The sequence below is a fragment of the Paenibacillus sp. FSL K6-1217 genome, assembly GCF_045040735.1.
Taxonomy (GTDB): Bacteria; Bacillota; Bacilli; order Paenibacillales; family Paenibacillaceae; genus Paenibacillus_AQ.
This window is the reverse complement of the sequence record NZ_CP150271.1, coordinates 2,139,041-2,154,995: the sequence shown is the minus strand read 5'-3', so window position 1 is coordinate 2,154,995 and position 15,955 is coordinate 2,139,041. Positions and strand designations below refer to the sequence as shown.

At 41.9% G+C, this 15,955-nt stretch carries 15 protein-coding genes; 11 read left to right on the top strand and 4 right to left on the bottom strand.

The window, feature by feature from the left end; translation table 11 throughout:
• The first annotated feature begins 146 nt into the window (after positions 1-146).
• The 3 genes from MHH28_RS09605 to MHH28_RS09595 all read left to right on the top strand — a co-directional run bounded on the left by MHH28_RS09605 (position 147) and on the right by MHH28_RS09595 (position 2,624).
• A complete protein-coding gene (locus tag MHH28_RS09605) occupies positions 147-1,628 on the top strand; it encodes a serine hydrolase domain-containing protein (RefSeq protein ID WP_405114278.1) in 1,482 nt (493 codons plus the stop codon).
• 14 nt (positions 1,629-1,642) lie between these two features.
• A complete protein-coding gene (locus MHH28_RS09600) occupies positions 1,643-1,855 on the top strand; it encodes a hypothetical protein (protein ID WP_405114276.1) in 213 nt (70 codons plus the stop codon).
• Between the two features lie 76 nt (positions 1,856-1,931).
• Complete coding sequence (locus tag MHH28_RS09595) at positions 1,932-2,624, top strand: metallophosphatase (protein ID WP_405114274.1); 693 nt, start codon at positions 1,932-1,934, stop codon at positions 2,622-2,624.
• Positions 2,625-2,684: 60 nt separating this feature from the next.
• On the opposite strand, the gene MHH28_RS09590 is transcribed toward MHH28_RS09595, so the two are convergent.
• Entirely contained in the window at positions 2,685-3,173 is a 489-nt protein-coding gene (locus MHH28_RS09590; protein ID WP_405114272.1) for a hypothetical protein, read from the bottom strand.
• Positions 3,174-4,277: 1,104 nt separating this feature from the next.
• Here MHH28_RS09590 and MHH28_RS09585 point away from each other — a divergent pair.
• The 4 genes from MHH28_RS09585 to MHH28_RS09570 all read left to right on the top strand — a co-directional run bounded on the left by MHH28_RS09585 (position 4,278) and on the right by MHH28_RS09570 (position 7,101).
• Positions 4,278-4,451: a DUF4275 family protein gene (locus tag MHH28_RS09585; RefSeq protein ID WP_405116972.1), complete on the top strand. Its 174-nt coding sequence runs from the start codon at positions 4,278-4,280 to the stop codon at positions 4,449-4,451.
• Between the two features lie 221 nt (positions 4,452-4,672).
• Complete coding sequence (locus tag MHH28_RS09580; protein ID WP_405114270.1) at positions 4,673-5,365, top strand: SAM-dependent methyltransferase; 693 nt, start codon at positions 4,673-4,675, stop codon at positions 5,363-5,365.
• 235 nt (positions 5,366-5,600) lie between these two features.
• Complete coding sequence (locus MHH28_RS09575) at positions 5,601-5,981, top strand: hypothetical protein (protein WP_405114268.1); 381 nt, start codon at positions 5,601-5,603, stop codon at positions 5,979-5,981.
• A 193-nt stretch (positions 5,982-6,174) separates the two neighbouring features.
• Positions 6,175-7,101, top strand: a complete 927-nt coding sequence (locus MHH28_RS09570) for a hypothetical protein (protein ID WP_405114266.1) — start codon at positions 6,175-6,177, stop codon at positions 7,099-7,101.
• A gap of 131 nt (positions 7,102-7,232) precedes the next feature.
• Here MHH28_RS09570 and MHH28_RS09565 read toward each other — a convergent pair whose 3' ends face one another.
• Positions 7,233-9,119 carry a PAS domain S-box protein gene (locus MHH28_RS09565; protein ID WP_405114264.1) on the bottom strand — a complete coding sequence of 629 codons (1,887 nt, stop codon included), beginning with the start codon at positions 9,117-9,119 and terminating at the stop codon, positions 7,233-7,235.
• Positions 9,120-9,487: 368 nt separating this feature from the next.
• On the opposite strand from MHH28_RS09565, the gene MHH28_RS09560 reads away from it, so the two are divergent.
• The 4 genes from MHH28_RS09560 to MHH28_RS09545 all read left to right on the top strand — a co-directional run bounded on the left by MHH28_RS09560 (position 9,488) and on the right by MHH28_RS09545 (position 13,862).
• Positions 9,488-10,585, top strand: coding sequence for a VanZ family protein (locus tag MHH28_RS09560; RefSeq protein WP_405114262.1), 1,098 nt, complete (start codon positions 9,488-9,490; stop codon positions 10,583-10,585).
• Between the two features lie 154 nt (positions 10,586-10,739).
• Positions 10,740-11,507, top strand: coding sequence for an ABC transporter ATP-binding protein (locus MHH28_RS09555; protein ID WP_405114260.1), 768 nt, complete (start codon positions 10,740-10,742; stop codon positions 11,505-11,507).
• Complete coding sequence (locus MHH28_RS09550; RefSeq protein WP_405114258.1) at positions 11,494-13,413, top strand: FtsX-like permease family protein; 1,920 nt, start codon at positions 11,494-11,496, stop codon at positions 13,411-13,413. Before MHH28_RS09555 ends, MHH28_RS09550 begins: the two co-directional genes overlap by 14 nt.
• A gap of 5 nt (positions 13,414-13,418) precedes the next feature.
• A complete protein-coding gene (locus MHH28_RS09545; protein ID WP_405114256.1) occupies positions 13,419-13,862 on the top strand; it encodes a YxeA family protein in 444 nt (147 codons plus the stop codon).
• Here the strand turns inward: MHH28_RS09545 and MHH28_RS09540 are convergent.
• A complete protein-coding gene (locus tag MHH28_RS09540; protein WP_405114254.1) occupies positions 13,761-15,152 on the bottom strand; it encodes a sensor histidine kinase in 1,392 nt (463 codons plus the stop codon). The two genes, MHH28_RS09545 and MHH28_RS09540, sit on opposite strands and share 102 nt — an antisense overlap.
• Before the next feature lie 6 nt (positions 15,153-15,158).
• The gene (locus tag MHH28_RS09535) at positions 15,159-15,860 is read right to left on the bottom strand and encodes a response regulator transcription factor (RefSeq protein WP_405114252.1); all 702 of its coding nucleotides are present in this window, start codon (positions 15,858-15,860) and stop codon (positions 15,159-15,161) included.
• Between the last annotated feature and the right edge of the window lie 95 nt (positions 15,861-15,955).

Sequence of the window (15,955 nt, the reverse complement as noted above, 5' to 3'; positions counted from 1 at the left end):
AAAAAAATTCTTTATACTCCGTATATGGGTTTGTTTTTGTCAGGGGAAAGGGCTAATCACGTATTGTGCAGGGAACGCCTCCTCCAAGCCGTCATACTAGATAAGTATAGATTGATCCAGACGACCGATGTAGAAGGAGCTTAATCATGAAGAAGACCACGCAGAGAAAAGAAATGCTGCTGAAAGCCATTGCGATGCTGCTGATCGTAATCCTTGCTACGGCTGCATGTTGGCATGAGATTGGAACTCTTTTAGCCTCAGGGAAGATTGACAGTGAGTCCGTTATGGTGCAGAGCATCATGGAGAAGACAGCCACCCCAGGTGTAGCGGTCCTGTCCGCCAGTAACGGCAAGACCGATTTCCAAACCTACGGCTACGCCGATAAGGAGCAGCGAAGGCGGGTTACTGCGGAGTCGCTTTTTGAGCTAGGCTCAACGACTAAGGCATTTACGGCTCTGGCTGTAATCATGTTACAGAACCAGGGTGCCTTGGCGTATACCGATGATGTCTCGCAATATCTGCCAGAGTTTGCTCCGGCCTACGAGGGGGGGAAGGTTAAAGTCACAATTAATCAGCTACTGGCACATACGAGCGGAATACCGTCCTGGAGCATCCGCCTGATCCCTGAAGGCTCAGGGAAGGAGCAGCTTGCAGCAACCATACATAAGATGTCCAGCCTTAAGTTAGATACCCCTCCGGGGAGCGCATATGAGTACGCAACAGTGAACTACGATATTCTGGCTGCAATTATTGAACGGGTTACAGGGATGAGCTATCAGGAATATGTGACGCAGCACATCCTGAAGCCGCTGGGGATGAACGACAGCTATTTCTCGACAGGGCAGGAACGGAAGCCGGAGCAGCTTGCGCAGGGGTACCGGGTGTTTTTTGGCAAAAGCATGGCCTACGATGCTCCCAGATACTACGGAAATATAGCCGCAGGCTATCTGGTGACGAATCTGAACGATTTGCAGCACTGGGTCAATGCCCAGATGGAAAGCAGCGATATTCCAGATGAGCTGAAAAAGGCCATTGGGCAATCACATGAGCCTGGCCTCCATACAGCGGGACATGAAAGTGAGGACCTGCGCTATGCCTTCGGCTGGAGCCAGGAACGGGAGACGCGGGTGATCCGTCATAGCGGAAGCAACCCGAATTATTCCTCCCAGGTAATCATCGATCCGCAGCGGAAGGAGGCAGTGTTCGTACTGGCTAATCTGAATTCTACCGCACCTACGCTGATTGCCCGAAATATCTATGACCAGATGCAAGGGCAGCCGATGAAGGCCTTCAAGTATGACGACACCTATATCCTAATGGACGGGATCGCTTCGTTGTTAGTTGTGTTCACTGTGATTGGGATTGTGTTTAAGCTCATCCGGCTGGCGGGAGGGAGAAGCAAATACACCACGGAGGAGAAGGAGATTCGCCGTCAAAAAATCAAGGCACGTGTTACCCTGCTTATCAGAGCGCTGCTGCTACTAGTTGTGCTGGGCTGGCCTTTATTGGTAAATTACAATTACACTATGATTAGTATATGGATGTCCTATTCGGTCTTGCTGTGGATGGGGCTAGCTTCGCTAAGATGCGTATTGTCGATGATTCTGGCAGGGAGATACTGGCGGTAACTATAACTAAGGGGATGATCCTTATTAAACGTTGTAAAAAAATAATATTGAGTATGCTTTTAGGGTCATTACTTGTGGCATTTATCGGCTGTGATGGTAGCTCTAAGAGTAGCGTTACCATTCTTGGCGGAAAAGAAAATATTAAATATGCGACTCTAAACAGTGATCAAAAGGCTTCTTTATCCGGTCAGACAGCTTCCCCGTTCTCCTTAGAGGTTTTATCATAAATGCAATCTGGGAGAAGCAGGAGAAGAAATATGCTTTTGCAATCCAATCAAACGCTCTCTGAAAGGAGCAGATCCCATGATCTATGTCACTGGTGATATTCACGGTTCGATCAGCGTGGCCAGCCGCTTTAATTCTAAGAACTTTCCTGAAGGCAGGGCGCTGACGAAGCAGGATTATGTTATTATCGTTGGGGACTTTGGCTTGTTGTGGGCAGATGATGCGGAGGACCGCTTTTGGCTAAAATGGCTGACAGAGAAACCATGGACCACCCTGTTCATTGACGGGAACCACGAGAACTTTGATCTGCTCGAATCCTACCCAGTCTCCGAATGGAACGGCGGCCAGATGCATCACATTACTCCTAGTATTATTCACCTTATGCGCGGCCAGGTCTTTGAGATTGAAGGGAAGACGTTCTTCACCTTCGGTGGGGCGGCTTCACATGACAAGGAGTACAGAAAGGCTGGCGTCTCCTGGTGGGAGCGCGAAATGCCAAGCCCGGAGGAGTATCACGAAGGCATCCGCAATCTGGAAAAGAACCATTGGAGAGTGGACTATGTCTTGACCCACACCTGCTCCTATGATGCGCTTCAGTGGATCAAAGAGCGCTATAATACGAATGTGGAAGTTGATCCCATGCATACGTATTTCAACGAAATCAAGTCTAGACTGGATTATGGGAAATGGTACATTGGGCATTTTCATCATAATGCGGAACTGCCGGAGGATCAGGTGTTGTTATATGACAACAGGGTGAGGATATTGTGACCGGTTAAACCCCAAAAAGGGGCAGAAAAGATTTGCCCCTTTAAGACTCATTAATAATAATTATTTTTTTGCCATAACACTAGAAATATGATTTTGAACCTCATCTATTGTAAAATCGCCGCTTAATCCTTGAAGACTAGATGAGATAACTCCATTTTTTTCGATTAAAAGGGAGTTATACGTTTTTTGTGTGTAGTAAGAGCCGGTATTATCTAAGAACATAACATACTTAGAATCAGAACTAACATAATATGAAGGGTCTGTTAGTTTTATAGATATTGTTTTATTCGTTTCGTCACCTTTCAACACTTTCAAAACATTCAGATTTGATTCTTGTGAAGGAGGGTCACCGTCAAGATTTTTAGTGTCAGTTATTTGGCCATAGACAACCAAGTCTGAATTCGAGACCAATTCTTCAAAGGTGTAAGAAGGCCAATCCCCAGTGTTGCTATTATTCTCGGTACTCGGTTCAGTCGAGGATTGACACGAACTAATCAAAAGTGCAAACAAAAATAACAATATTAATTTTGTGAGTCCGGTTCTGTTCATCTTTATTTCATCTCCTTTTATGATAAAAGGACGAAGAAGCATATGAAATAGTTCCTTCTCGGCTAAAATATTATAAACTTAATTTCTTGCTCGCAAATGTTGACTTAAAGGTATCGAACTCTGTGAAATTTCCTTTAAAATCAGGAATGTTACTATTGTATGTGCCATTTTGATCTATAAGAATAGAGTTTTTGTCACTTTCATAATAATAATCACCTTGCTTTTTTAAGATCATAATATAGGTATTTCCTTTTTCTACAAAATCCAAGGCCTGATCTAAAATAATTTCACCAGATACATCACCTTGAATAGTATCCAGAATTTTGAGAGTTGATAGTTGAGCTGGTGGGAGATTGTCATCAACTGGCTTTTGCTGCGTATCTATGACTTTTACTAGAACTACTACATCTGACTGTTTAGAAATAAGCTCATTAAAGTTATATTACGGCCAATTGGCATGAGGGGTTGGATTGTAATTATCTGGGACGTTTGAGGATTTGGTGCTGCTCTATAAGAGTTTATATCGTTAATATCATGAGGCTGGGGAGTGGTTATTGTAGTCCTATCTCTTTCATAACTCATAATGGAAGTGTTACCATAATTGCTCTCAATATCATTTAAAAACTGTGCATGTCCGAATTCGTGAGTTGCTGAACTAATTGCACATGCACCTGGGTTGTTGTTACAGCCTGGATATTCATGTATGGCCTTGGTATTAACGTAAACATGAAAATATTTAGTTGGTGTGCCTGTAGGAGAATATAAACCAAACCAGCTATAAGCTAACTCCCCATAATGGGCAGCGTTAAGAGAGTTGAATTTTGTGATATCGTTGTCCCTACAGAATTTGTCCAATTGGAGCCAGCAGTTGTCCAAGCAGTATTTCCTGCAGAGTCAATAAGACGATATTGTATTGAATACAGACTGTAACCATTTGAATAATAGTGTGCAGAAGAAACCGAACTCATAATAAGTGATAAAAATCCGAAAAGTAGAAACATTCTTGTTAACTTTTGCTTCATTTAATATACTTCTCCTTAAAATTTAATGGATTTTATATACAAGTAATTAACAAAATATTCTAATGTTGGAACATCATGCTAAATAGCAACGAAAGAGCTGAAAGCCTATGGCAAAGACAAAGCTTACAGAAATACTTCAAAACGAAGTATTGAATATACTGAGGTTGGTAAATGGGGGAAGTATCTTAGAGACGTTTGGGAGAGGGAATTTGCAGAGTCTATTAGCAGCGAGGAAAGGGGGAAATATCGTCGATAAAAATTCCAATGGATGTATGTGAACACACATGAATACGCGTGCGGACCTTATTTTTACCATAAAAACAAGAATCTTCACATAACCAACGGCTAAGCACTGGATCAGCTTCCGCTCATCATGATTTCATTATAAGACTTCTACAACAGCTTTACTAAAAAACAGTTTGTAGCTATGCTTATGATTGAGCTGAGACTAGATGAGTAAAGGACAGGTGAGCTGAGATGAGCAAAGAGGTTAAATTGGATTTAAGCCGTATCGTGTTTATTGGACGGACCTTTGAAGAATATATGTCCATGTTTAATCTAACACAGACGGAATTGAAGGGACGGTCCATTCTGGATTGCCCCGCTGGAGCATGTTCGTTCACGGCGCACGCGAATAAACTGGGTGCCGATGTAACGGCAACGGATATCGCTTATTTTCATGACTATGAGGATCTTCACGCAAAAGGCATGCAAGACTTGGAACACGCCATGGCCAAAATGGAAAGTGCCCAAACGAACTACGTATGGGATTATTTCCAATCCGTTGAAGAACTAAAACAACATCGATACCACGCATTAACTGACTGTTCATATGATATGAAAAACCATCCCGGGCGTTATATCGCATCGGCACTGCCTACGCTCCCATTCAACGATAAGCAATTTGATATGACATTGTCTGCACACTTTTTGTTTATGTATTCAGATAAACTTGATTTTGATTTCCATCTGAGAGCGATTCAAGAGTTACTTCGTGTAACCAAACAGGAAATCCGGATTTTCCCTTTAGTCAGCCTTTCAGGAGAGAGATATCGTCAATTGGATGAGCTGCTCACCTTTTTACATCAACAGGGCTGTTCAACTGAGGAAATAACGGCCGGATACGAGTTTCAAAAGGGAGCAAACAGCATGTTGAAAATCACTCTTTAGATTAAAAAGCGCTGGATCAGCCAAACTCACAAACCCTGAGTGCCGACAGGCTTTGGAGCGTTAAGGGTTTCTTATTGGCCCTAATGTAGATTGGAACGTTCTTTCTGCACAGAACTATTTGACGGAATTGTATGTGAACGTGGAAGAAGAATTGAATTTTTTTGGTAACTAAGTGAGGCCCGTTTCCGTTTATAAATATAAGAAGAAATCAATTTTTTAAGGGGAATGGGAACTGATGAAGAAGAAATGGAAGATCATTATATTTAGCTTTATTGGGGCTAGTATGCTTGTAGTCGTGTTAGGAGCATTATACGTCAATAACATTGGATTTAATAATGTGAAACATATGTATCGTTTAGAATCAACCGGTAAATCGGTTATTCGGATGGATAGCGATATTCCTGGCTTAGAGCGCTTTCTCACGAAAGAAAAGGGTGATCCACAGGAACTGTTAAAGTCACGCATGGAACGAGAAGATTGGGTATATAGTCAGCAGGAGGGATCAGGTTATTTTTTCGAAAAAGACGGTAGGGAAGAAATCGTCACAACGCAGCAATGGAATCATTTTTATATTATATATAGTTTGAATGCTGGAGTTGCTAACCTTGAGGACTAGACAAGAAAACCACGCCCCTTAGATACAGTAGAAATAGAGTTGAATAGATAAAGGCGCTAACTCCATGTTAGTGTCTTTTTGTTCGTTCCTAAGCTTCGCCATACTTCCGCCATGTTCTGGTTCCATCTACTCTGACATAATACGGTAATAGAACAGAGGATGGTTTTACACCAGCTCTTAAGGAGGAATTGGCATGTTTCATAAAACAGTGACGCTGCAGCCTTTTGCAGATATTTCGGTGCATACCCAGGGGTTCGAGATCGTCTCGGCTCAATTAGGTGGAGATGGCTGCATATATGTCCTGCTGATTAATCAGATCCCAGAACGGAAAAGTGGAATGTTCGTCCAGCCGGCTTTGAAGCAACCGCATACCTACAAGGTTTTGATGGTAGAAAGTCAACATTATATTGATGAAATAATATTTCCGGATCAGCATTTTAATTATCATTATGTTCAGCCGCTTCGCAGACACCTGCTGCTGGTTGGAGCGCGCTGCTCGTATTATGGTGCAGGCACATATGATCTGAACGCCAAAGTGTGTGATTATACAGGACGTACCGTTCGTGAGTTCCTGCTTGGAGACGGGATTCAGAATGTTCAAGTGACGGAGAAAGGAACCATCTGGACCAGTTATTTTGACGAAGGCGTGTTCGGGAACAACGGGTGGGATCAACCTGTCGGTGAACACGGCCTTGTGGCCTGGGATGAGCATGGAAACAAATTGTACGAAGATCATGTGTCGGATATTGCCGATTGTTACGCTTTGAATGTTGTCCGTGAAGAGCAGGTCTGGTTTTATTATTATACAGACTTTTTGCTCGGCTGCATCTCAGGCGGACCCAGTCAGCCCAAAGTTACGTTTATGAATCCTGAGATTTCCGGTTCGTCCGGGTTTTGCACGGATGGTTGTCACTTCTTGTTCGATGGGGGTTACGGCAAACACGGAGAATATGTTATCAAGAAACATGAGCAAGCAAGCTTGACCAAAGGGCATAAGATACAGTTCCTTAATGAAAAATCCGAGCCGCTTGTACCCGTGACGCAAGATTTCCGGGAAGATCGCGTGCTGTTCTGTGCAAATGATATGTTGTATCAAGTTTCGATTAGCGAATTGCTCTGATGAGAAATTACAGCCAAGTGGCTGCGGACCGGAAAGATCCAAACCTAATCGTCGAGAAAAGGTTCGGAGTCGGCTTTCATCCGCTAGGATGGACGAGAATCTTCCAGAAGCTGAATCGGCTATTTGTCCAGCTACTTCAAAAACTGGTTTAAAAGCTTTTGGACAACTTCACGCTTTATAGGCTTACTGATAAACTCATCCATTCCTTCAGTGAGGGACTTTTCCCGATCACCCTTTAAAGCATTGGCCGTGACTGCAATGATGGGCGGACAGGTCTCCTTGAGCTCTTCTTTTATCGTCTTCATTGCATCGAAGCCGTTCATTATAGGCATGTGCAGATCCATTAAAATGAGATCAAACGACGCTTTGTGCGTTGCTTGAACCGCGTCTAAACCGTTTGTGACGCTAGTAACCTTGTGCCCTAATTTTTCAAGTGTTTTGGTCAACACCAGCTGGTTGATATGATTGTCTTCAGCAATCAAAATGCTCGCCACTCGTGCAGCAGGAAGCTTTTGTGTGTGAACCTCTTGTTGCGGAGGAGTCACTATTTTCTTAAGCCTGATTGTGAAAGTAAATGACGAGCCGTGCTTACCGTCGCTTTCCGCATAGATCTTACCGCCCATCAAGCTGATCAGTCTGCGGCTGATGGCGAGCCCGAGGCCCGTGCCTTCGTGCTTGCGCATCATAAAACTGTCAATTTGTGCAAACGGCTCAAAAATATTGTTGATCTGTGAGGGATCAATCCCAATACCTGTATCGGATACCGTAAATTCCAACAGGGATGGATCCTGCTCTGCAAGCTTTACCTTTACGGATATGCTTCCCTTGGACGTGAATTTTACGGCATTCCCGAGCAGATTGATGAGCACTTGTCTTAAACGTTCCTCGTCGGCGTAAATATAGTCAGGAACTCCGTGATTTATAGTACTTGAGAGCTCCAGGTGGTTTTGCTCAGCTCGCAGTGAAATGACACTGAAGCTCTCGTTGATGCATTTGCGCAGTTCGAATGTATCCTCTTGCAGTTCTGTTCGGCCAGCCTCAATCTTAGAAAGATCAAGGATGTCATTGATAATATTGAGCAGTGTATCCCCACTTTTACGGATGATCTCCAAATAGCCCCGTTGCTCTTCACTAAGTTCCGTGTGGTCCAGCAGAATATCCGTCATTCCGACCACCCCGTTCATGGGAGTGCGGATTTCGTGGCTCATCATGGCTAGAAACTCACTTTTGGCTTTGTTCGTAGACTCAGCGGTCTCCTTCGCCAGCATCAACTGCTTCTGCTCGGAGATGTCCTTGCAGATGAGATAGAATCCGATATTTTGTCCGTTCACGAAGATGGGGGCAATGCTGGTAAGCACTTCAACGATCTCTCCGTTTTTGGTGATAAGCGTGTTTATATACTGCTCCACTGAATTATCGTACAGTGCCCGGTCCAGAATGTTCTGTACATTCTCCTGACCAATCAGCTTTGCCAGCTCCATACCGATCAGTTCAGACTCGACGGAGTAGCCTGTTATCCTTTCCGACATGCTGTTAGCGTTAATAATCCGGCCGTCAAGGCCAAACGAGATGACGCTGTCATGATTGTATTTTTTAAGTGACGTATACCGCTCAACGGATTCCTGAAGGCGCTGCTCGGATTCCTTTTGCTTGGTGATGTCGATGATTTGGCAGATATAATACGTGGGTTTGTTCGCCTCGTCGATGAAAAGCTTGAGCGAGAGTGATCCCCACAGCTCGTCACCCATCTTTGTGAGAAACTGTTTTTCGATCTGTACTTCCGTTTGTTCACCCATGAGTGCCTTTAGATCGTTAATATTTCTGATGTCATCCTTATCGCGGGAGAGGTCCTCTAATCTCATACCGTCAAATTCGGCTTGGGAATAGCCAAAGATTCGTTCCATAGCGGAGTTTACTGTCAAAATCATACCGTCTGGGGTAACAAGTGCAATCCCGGATGGAGCATGATCAAACACTTGTTTGTAGAATTGATTCTCATTTAGATTTACTCGATGCATAGCGGCCTCCATAGGGTAAGGGATAATATTTTCACGAAATACAGACCCTCTATTTTAAATGTATTATCACAATTGAAATATTAAAATTTAAACATTATACTCCAGTATAGTTTCCCCTCTTTATTGCTCATCGAAACAATTACCATTCGACTATCCCTAACCCTATGTATAACATGCTGCCATGGCCAATTCGTTATGTGGACTTAGTTGCGAACCTTACATTAGATTGATGCCAACATTACAGGATCCTTAAATATGATGAAATGTTCAAACTCCAGTTGTATTAGAAGCAGTTTTATGGTTAATATGAATACTAAATTTAAATTGGGGTGTGAACAACATTGTCAGTATATACTCAACCAGTCTTTGTGGCAGCAATCGTTTTTGTTATTTTAGCTTCTGCGGCATTTATCCCTTGGCTCATTTATACATATAGAAAGTATAATTATTTACCGTTATCTACCACTTTTATTGCTTTTTCGTTTATCTTTTACTTTTTAGCAGCATTATTTTTAGTATTGTTGCCGTTACCAGAGATACGCAATACTTGCTCGTTACAGAAACCGGGCACACAGCATTATTCACTTCTGCCGTTTCAATTTGTAGTGAACACTTTGAAGAATAGTGGTATTGTGTTGTCTCAGCCTGCAACCTATAGACTGTTATTTAGCCAGCCCTCATTCTATCAGGCGTTTTTTAATTTTTTGCTGTTGTTACCTTTTGGTGTGTATTTACGGTACTTTTTTCATGACAAGAAACACTGGAAGAGAGCGCTCGGGCTCACGTTCTTATTAACATTATTTTATGAGGTAACACAGGTAACCGGGATTTACGGAATCTATAATTGTCCCTATCGTATCTTTGATGTGGATGATTTATTGTTGAATACTACCGGCGGTGTACTGGGGTTCTTCATTGCTCCGGCTGTGTTGGCGTTATTCCCATCCAAAAAGAAGATTAATGAAAAAGCAGAAAAATTACTGGCTCTTGATGAAGTTAGAGTGATGTCTGTATTATTGGCGGTTATGTTAGTTAATGTTGTGATGAGTATGATCAACATAAATATAATTAGTGAGTTCATTGCGACTACTATAGTACTTTCTGTAACTTTATTTATTATTCCATGGCGTTGGAACGGATCGACAGCGGGTACGAGAATTATGCGCTATCGCTATGACAGTAAACAAGGCCGGGGGGAGACTAACAAGCGATTATTTAAACGCTTTGGTGCGATTTATGCGGTGTACTTCATAACAGTAATTGCGAAGATTTTGAATAACGTGGAAATATCAATAGATTCTCCATTCTATAAAGCATCTATATTCTTAACAGTAGGTGCTGGTTTGACATCGCTCATTTTAACGATCGTGTTGTTCATCCATGTTATATTAGTCTTGTTCGGTAAAGAAAAACGCCGCTTCTACTTTGATGAAGCTTCCGATTTGTATACAACCAGACAAAAATAACGAATCCTATTCAATGGCAAGAGGTACTCCGTAGTCTTCAATGGCTGCGGGGTACCTCTTTTTCTGGATTTAAGCTTGTTGTAAGGTTGGGATGAATTTGCTGTAAGCTTCGCGGTCTATAGTATAAGTATCAGCAAATTAAGAGGTGAAATGATTGGAACCATTATTAAAAGTAGAAAAAATAAAAAAAGTGTACGGGAAGTTAAGTGCTGCTTACACTGCGTTAGAGAACGTGTCTTTTGATATTCATGAAGGTGAGTTTGTAGGGATTATGGGACCTTCCGGTGCGGGGAAATCAACCTTGCTAAATTTGTTAGCAACCATCGACTCTCCTTCTGAAGGGAAGATTTATATGAGGAACCAGAGTATTCATGATCTGAAGGAAGCGGCTTTGTCAGACTTCCGGCGTGATAATCTCGGATTCATCTTTCAAGATTACAATTTACTCGATTCCTTAACGGTAAAGGAGAACATATTGCTTCCTCTGGCGATTGCTAAAATTCCAGCGAAGGATATTAATCAGCTCGTGACCCGGATCTCTAAAGTATTTGGTATTGAAGATTTACTTGAAAAATATCCTTACCAAATCTCAGGTGGTCAAAAGCAAAGAACCGCTGCGGCTAGAGCGCTCGTGACAGAGCCTGCACTGATTTTGGCTGATGAACCAACAGGTGCGCTTGACTCCAAATCAGCAACAGATTTACTGGAAAGCTTAAGTCTTTTAAATGAAAATAACAATTCGACCATTATGATGGTAACCCATGATGCATTTGCCGCAAGCTTCTGCCGCCGGATTATTTTCATCAAGGATGGTTCATTTTCAACAGAAATCTATCGTCGTGATCAGACACGCAAAGCCTTCTTCCAGAAGATTGTAGATGTCCATGCGGCCATTGGAGGTGAGGGTGATGACGTTATTTAGTCTTGCACGCCGGAATATAGCACGGAACTTTGCTCAATATTTTTTATATATAGCGTCAATGGTCTTTAGTATCATGATTTACTTTACATTTGTGACCTTGAAATATAGCGACACGATAGCAGAACAGACAGCTTCATCCCAAAAATTAGATTCACTGATGAGCGGGGCTGCGGTCATCCTGATCTTATTCGTTTTCATATTCATAGCCTATTCCAATTCATTTTTTATGAGAAAACGTAAAAAAGAAGTGGCGTTATACGCGTTACTAGGTGTACGTAATCGTCAAATAGGCTTGATGCTCTTTTTTGAAAATCTATTATTAGGGCTATTCTCTTTGAGTGTAGGGATTGTTCTAGGGTTTCTATGTTCAAAAGGCTTTATGACAATTTTAATTCATTTAATGGGTTATGACGTCGTAGCACCCTTTACCTTTTCAGCGGCGGCAGCGATGAACACTGCTATCATATTTCTGGTTATTTTCTTAGTGACATCGTATCAAGGCTATCGTTTAATATATCAATTTAAGCTGATTGATTTATTTCACGCTTCCAAAAAGGGGGAAGCGGCGCCTAAACCATCTATGATAATAGCTGTTCTGGGAGTATTGTTCATTGTGTTGGGCTATTGGCTCGCGATGCAGGATCTTTTCACTTCTAAGGTATGGGAGACAATTGGATTTCTCATGACCGTGTTAATTATTTTAATAACAGTCATTATAGGTTCATTTTTATTGTTCCACAGCGTTACTGGCTTTGTGTTAGCAATGATTAAGAAAAATGAAAAGTGGCTGTGGAAGGGACTGCATGTGTTAACCATTTCGCAGCTGCTCTACCGTATCCGAGGGAATGCACGGACATTAACGGTGATTGCCGTGTTAAGTGCTACGACAGTAACTGCTGGTGGAGCAGTCTATAGCCTGTATTACAATACGAATGACTCAGCGAAAACCATCAATCCGAATACCTTTATGTATCAATCAACGGATGCCGAGGTGGATCATCAAGTGAGTGCTGTCCTGTCAGATACAACATACGATGAGAATATCGAAGCCCTATCCATTTCGTTTCATACCAAAGAGTTAAATTCGCCTTCAACATACGATAGCTCTGACAAAAGAGAATATACAGTTATCGATGAAAAAACATACAACAAATTAGCAAGTCTACAACATAAAGAGAAATTAGCTGTAAGTGAGGGCTACGCGGTTATTTTAGATATCGGATATGACCAAAGGATCTCACCATTGTATACAGGGAAAACAATTACAACAGGCAACGGCCAGCTACTCACCTTTCAAAGCTTTGAAACACAATCCGTATTAAACAGAGGCACAGCAGGTATAACAGTAGTAGTCTCGGATGATCAGTATAAAGTCTTACGGGCTGATGGAGAAGAGCTACACTATCGCATTCTTGGGGTAAATCATGCCTCATTAGAATTATCTGAAAAAATTGCAAATCACTTACCGGAAGGAACGCTGTTCTCCAGTGGTCCTCAAGATTACCAGACAAGCTTAGAAAGCGTAGGTTCTCTGCTCTTTATCGGAAGTTTCTTGGGGCTCGTATTTCTGGCCGCAACAGGCAGCATCATTTACTTTAAAGTTCTAACAGAGGCAGAAGAAGATAAATCACAGTACAATATGCTGCATAAAATGGGTGTCAGTGCAAAAGAAATGCGAAAATCCATTGCCTCACAGGTGCTCGTTATCTTTGTTGTACCGCTTATAGTAGGGTTATTGCATAGTGTAGTGGCTCTAAAAGCATTCTCTAGCCTGCTGCTGATGGATTTAGCAAAACCTGTGTTACTCTGGATGATTGCTTATTGCGCAATTTACGGGCTGTATTATTGCTTAACCGTGGCTTCTTATAATCGTATGATCACACTAAATAATAGAACAGAAGGATGATTGAGATGAAGAAATTTCTAATTACTATTGGTATTGTATTTGTTATAGGAGCAGTTGGTGTCTTTGCTCTGGCAAAAATTGACTTCAATCGCTTCAATGCCGAGGATTACTATTTACAAATAACAGAGGATGGGGTACCCCAGGAATATAAACTGAGTGATGGAACAGTGATGACTTCCTATTCGTATTCACTGGAGGCTACCAATGCCAAAGGTACAACAATTCCACTTGAATTTAATGCCCAAAAAAATCTTCGTAAAGGCGCCTACTTGAAAATCTATGTAAAAAAAGGTAATCAAGTGTCATCCTATGATGAAGTGAAATTAGAGGATATTCCGCTAAAGGCACTAAAAGACGATAGTGATAGTGGTGCCTATATGTTCAACACTCGTCAAATCGAGCTTCCCCTCATGAGCCGAAATAATATCTCTGGCAATTGCCATTCCTAACCCTGTACCATGCTTACTCGTTGTATTTGTACCTCTATAGTAGCGTTCGAATACCTGTTCCAGATCTTTAGCAGGAATACCCTGGCCGTTATCAGAAATTGTTATTTGGTGATGAAGATTAATGCTTTCCACTCGAATCTTTACCACAACATTTTCATCGTTATGCACCAGTGCGTTATAGATAAGGTTAAGGAATGCTCGCTTTAATAATTTTTTATCTGCTTTATGCACGGCTTTAAGCACATCTGCCTCGAACTCTATCCGGCGTTCCCCATATGCCGGGTCATTCAAAAGTTCAATCGTCATCTCCCGTAGAAATTGAACGAGATTTACCTCTTCGAATTGCAGGGATAGCTGGTGATTACGTAAACGCGTCGTTAAATTAAGGTCATCTAACAAGTCTTTCATATACATAGATTTACCTTTAATAATTGACGTGTATTCCTGCAATTCTTGGGCTGTTAAGTCTGTGGCACTGTCGTATATAAATTCTGCATAACCTTGAATAGAAGAGAGGGGGGTCTTCATGTCATGTGATACATTGCTAATCCATTCTTCGCGCATTTGGTCGAGACGCTTACGTTCCTTTTCATGCCGGTCGAGCTGTTCAGACAGTTCATTCATATTTCGAAAAACATCTTCATAAACGCCTTTGGGAGCAGGCATTTTCTTAAACCGCCGCTCCCTAAGCTGTTGAATACCCTCTATTAGTGTATGTAGTGGGGCTGTTAATTTTTTCCCGAATAAAAATCCAATGAGGATGACAATAAGCATATCAATGATAAGGAACAGGATGAGAAAAACATTAATGTTTTTAAAGAGTTTAGCATAATCATAGGTCATTACGTAGCGGCCTATCTTTGGATTTTGAATCCCTAGAAAGTAGCTGAAACTTTGAGCTGAGCTGACAAAAACAGTCGTGCTTGCATCTAATTCTTTATATTTGTACATTTGTATAATTTCAACAGGGGTATACACGGTTTGCAATTCTTTGGGAGTATAAAAAGCTGCTACTTGCTCTCCATGGTTATTCAAGAATTGTACCCAAGCACTCATTTCTTGTAGTTTTTTCAGCCCTGCCTCGTTCACCACAGGTTTGCCTGAATGTAATTCTACATATTGGGAAAAGGTCCGGCTGAAGGCTTCAGCAGACGCTTCTTCCGTGCCGAAATGATTATTCTTTAGCTGTATAAAGAACAGAAACAGGAATAAAATGGCGTTAACTAAACCAACGATCACAACAATAGTCATCACCGTTCTTAAAAAGCGGAATGTCAATTTCCATTTCAACTGGTCTCACCCCTGGGTATGTAATTTATATCCTAACCCTTTGACCGTCAATAAAAAGGAGGGCTTTGAAGGGTCAGCCTCAATTTTTTCGCGTAAGCGCCGAATATGTACCATCACAGTATTATCGGAACCAAAAAAATCTTCACCCCACACCTGTTCAAACAAGGTCTCTTTGCTTATGATCTGATTCGGATGGTGCATAAAGCAGCTCATTAAACCGACCTCTTTGGCGGTAAGTACAAGGGGTTCGCCATTTTTCTTTAATTCTGTCTCATTTGCACTAAGCTCGAAGGGGCCAACCTGCAAGCTTTTCGGAGCCTTCTTTTCCGCTGTGAAGCCAGCCCTTCTCAGTTGTGCCTTTACCCGATAAGCCACTTCTTTGGGACTGAACGGTTTAGTAATATAATCATCGCCACCTATCGCCAGCCCTACAAGCTTATTGATTTCTTCATCCTTTGCAGACATAAATAAGATTGGTGCATTTGACGTTTCCCGCATTTTCCGGCATAACTCATAGCCTTCTCCATCCGGGAGCATAATATCTAATAATACTAGCTCAGGCTTATACTCCTGAAACTTGTCCCAACCCTCTGCAATGGTCCCCGCAGTGACAACGTCCCGAATACCTTCTTTATGTAAAACGGTCTTCATCAGCCGAGCTAAATCCTCTTCATCGTCAATGATTAAAACCCATTTAGGACCTGCCATTTGTACCCCTCCATAACACTCTCTTTATTTACATTATAAAGGACTTTAATTCTTTTGCACCATCTCCATGATATGGTTAACAGCGCTTCGCCATA

What these genes read in the sequence shown, in the direction of transcription:
- MHH28_RS09600 (WP_405114276.1), top strand. Translation starts at nt 1,643, where the DNA reads ATGATCCTTATTAAACGTTGTAAAAAAATAATATTGAGTATGCTTTTA.
- MHH28_RS09595 (WP_405114274.1), top strand. Translation starts at nt 1,932, where the DNA reads ATGATCTATGTCACTGGTGATATTCACGGTTCGATCAGCGTGGCCAGC.
- MHH28_RS09575 (WP_405114268.1), top strand. Translation starts at nt 5,601, where the DNA reads ATGAAGAAGAAATGGAAGATCATTATATTTAGCTTTATTGGGGCTAGT.
- MHH28_RS09535 (WP_405114252.1), bottom strand. Translation starts at nt 15,860, where the DNA reads ATGGCAGGTCCTAAATGGGTTTTAATCATTGACGATGAAGAGGATTTA.
- MHH28_RS09570 (WP_405114266.1), top strand. Translation starts at nt 6,175, where the DNA reads ATGTTTCATAAAACAGTGACGCTGCAGCCTTTTGCAGATATTTCGGTG.
- MHH28_RS09545 (WP_405114256.1), top strand. Translation starts at nt 13,419, where the DNA reads ATGAAGAAATTTCTAATTACTATTGGTATTGTATTTGTTATAGGAGCA.
- MHH28_RS09605 (WP_405114278.1), top strand. Translation starts at nt 147, where the DNA reads ATGAAGAAGACCACGCAGAGAAAAGAAATGCTGCTGAAAGCCATTGCG.
- MHH28_RS09580 (WP_405114270.1), top strand. Translation starts at nt 4,673, where the DNA reads ATGAGCAAAGAGGTTAAATTGGATTTAAGCCGTATCGTGTTTATTGGA.
- MHH28_RS09590 (WP_405114272.1), bottom strand. Translation starts at nt 3,173, where the DNA reads ATGAACAGAACCGGACTCACAAAATTAATATTGTTATTTTTGTTTGCA.
- MHH28_RS09565 (WP_405114264.1), bottom strand. Translation starts at nt 9,119, where the DNA reads ATGCATCGAGTAAATCTAAATGAGAATCAATTCTACAAACAAGTGTTT.
- MHH28_RS09550 (WP_405114258.1), top strand. Translation starts at nt 11,494, where the DNA reads ATGACGTTATTTAGTCTTGCACGCCGGAATATAGCACGGAACTTTGCT.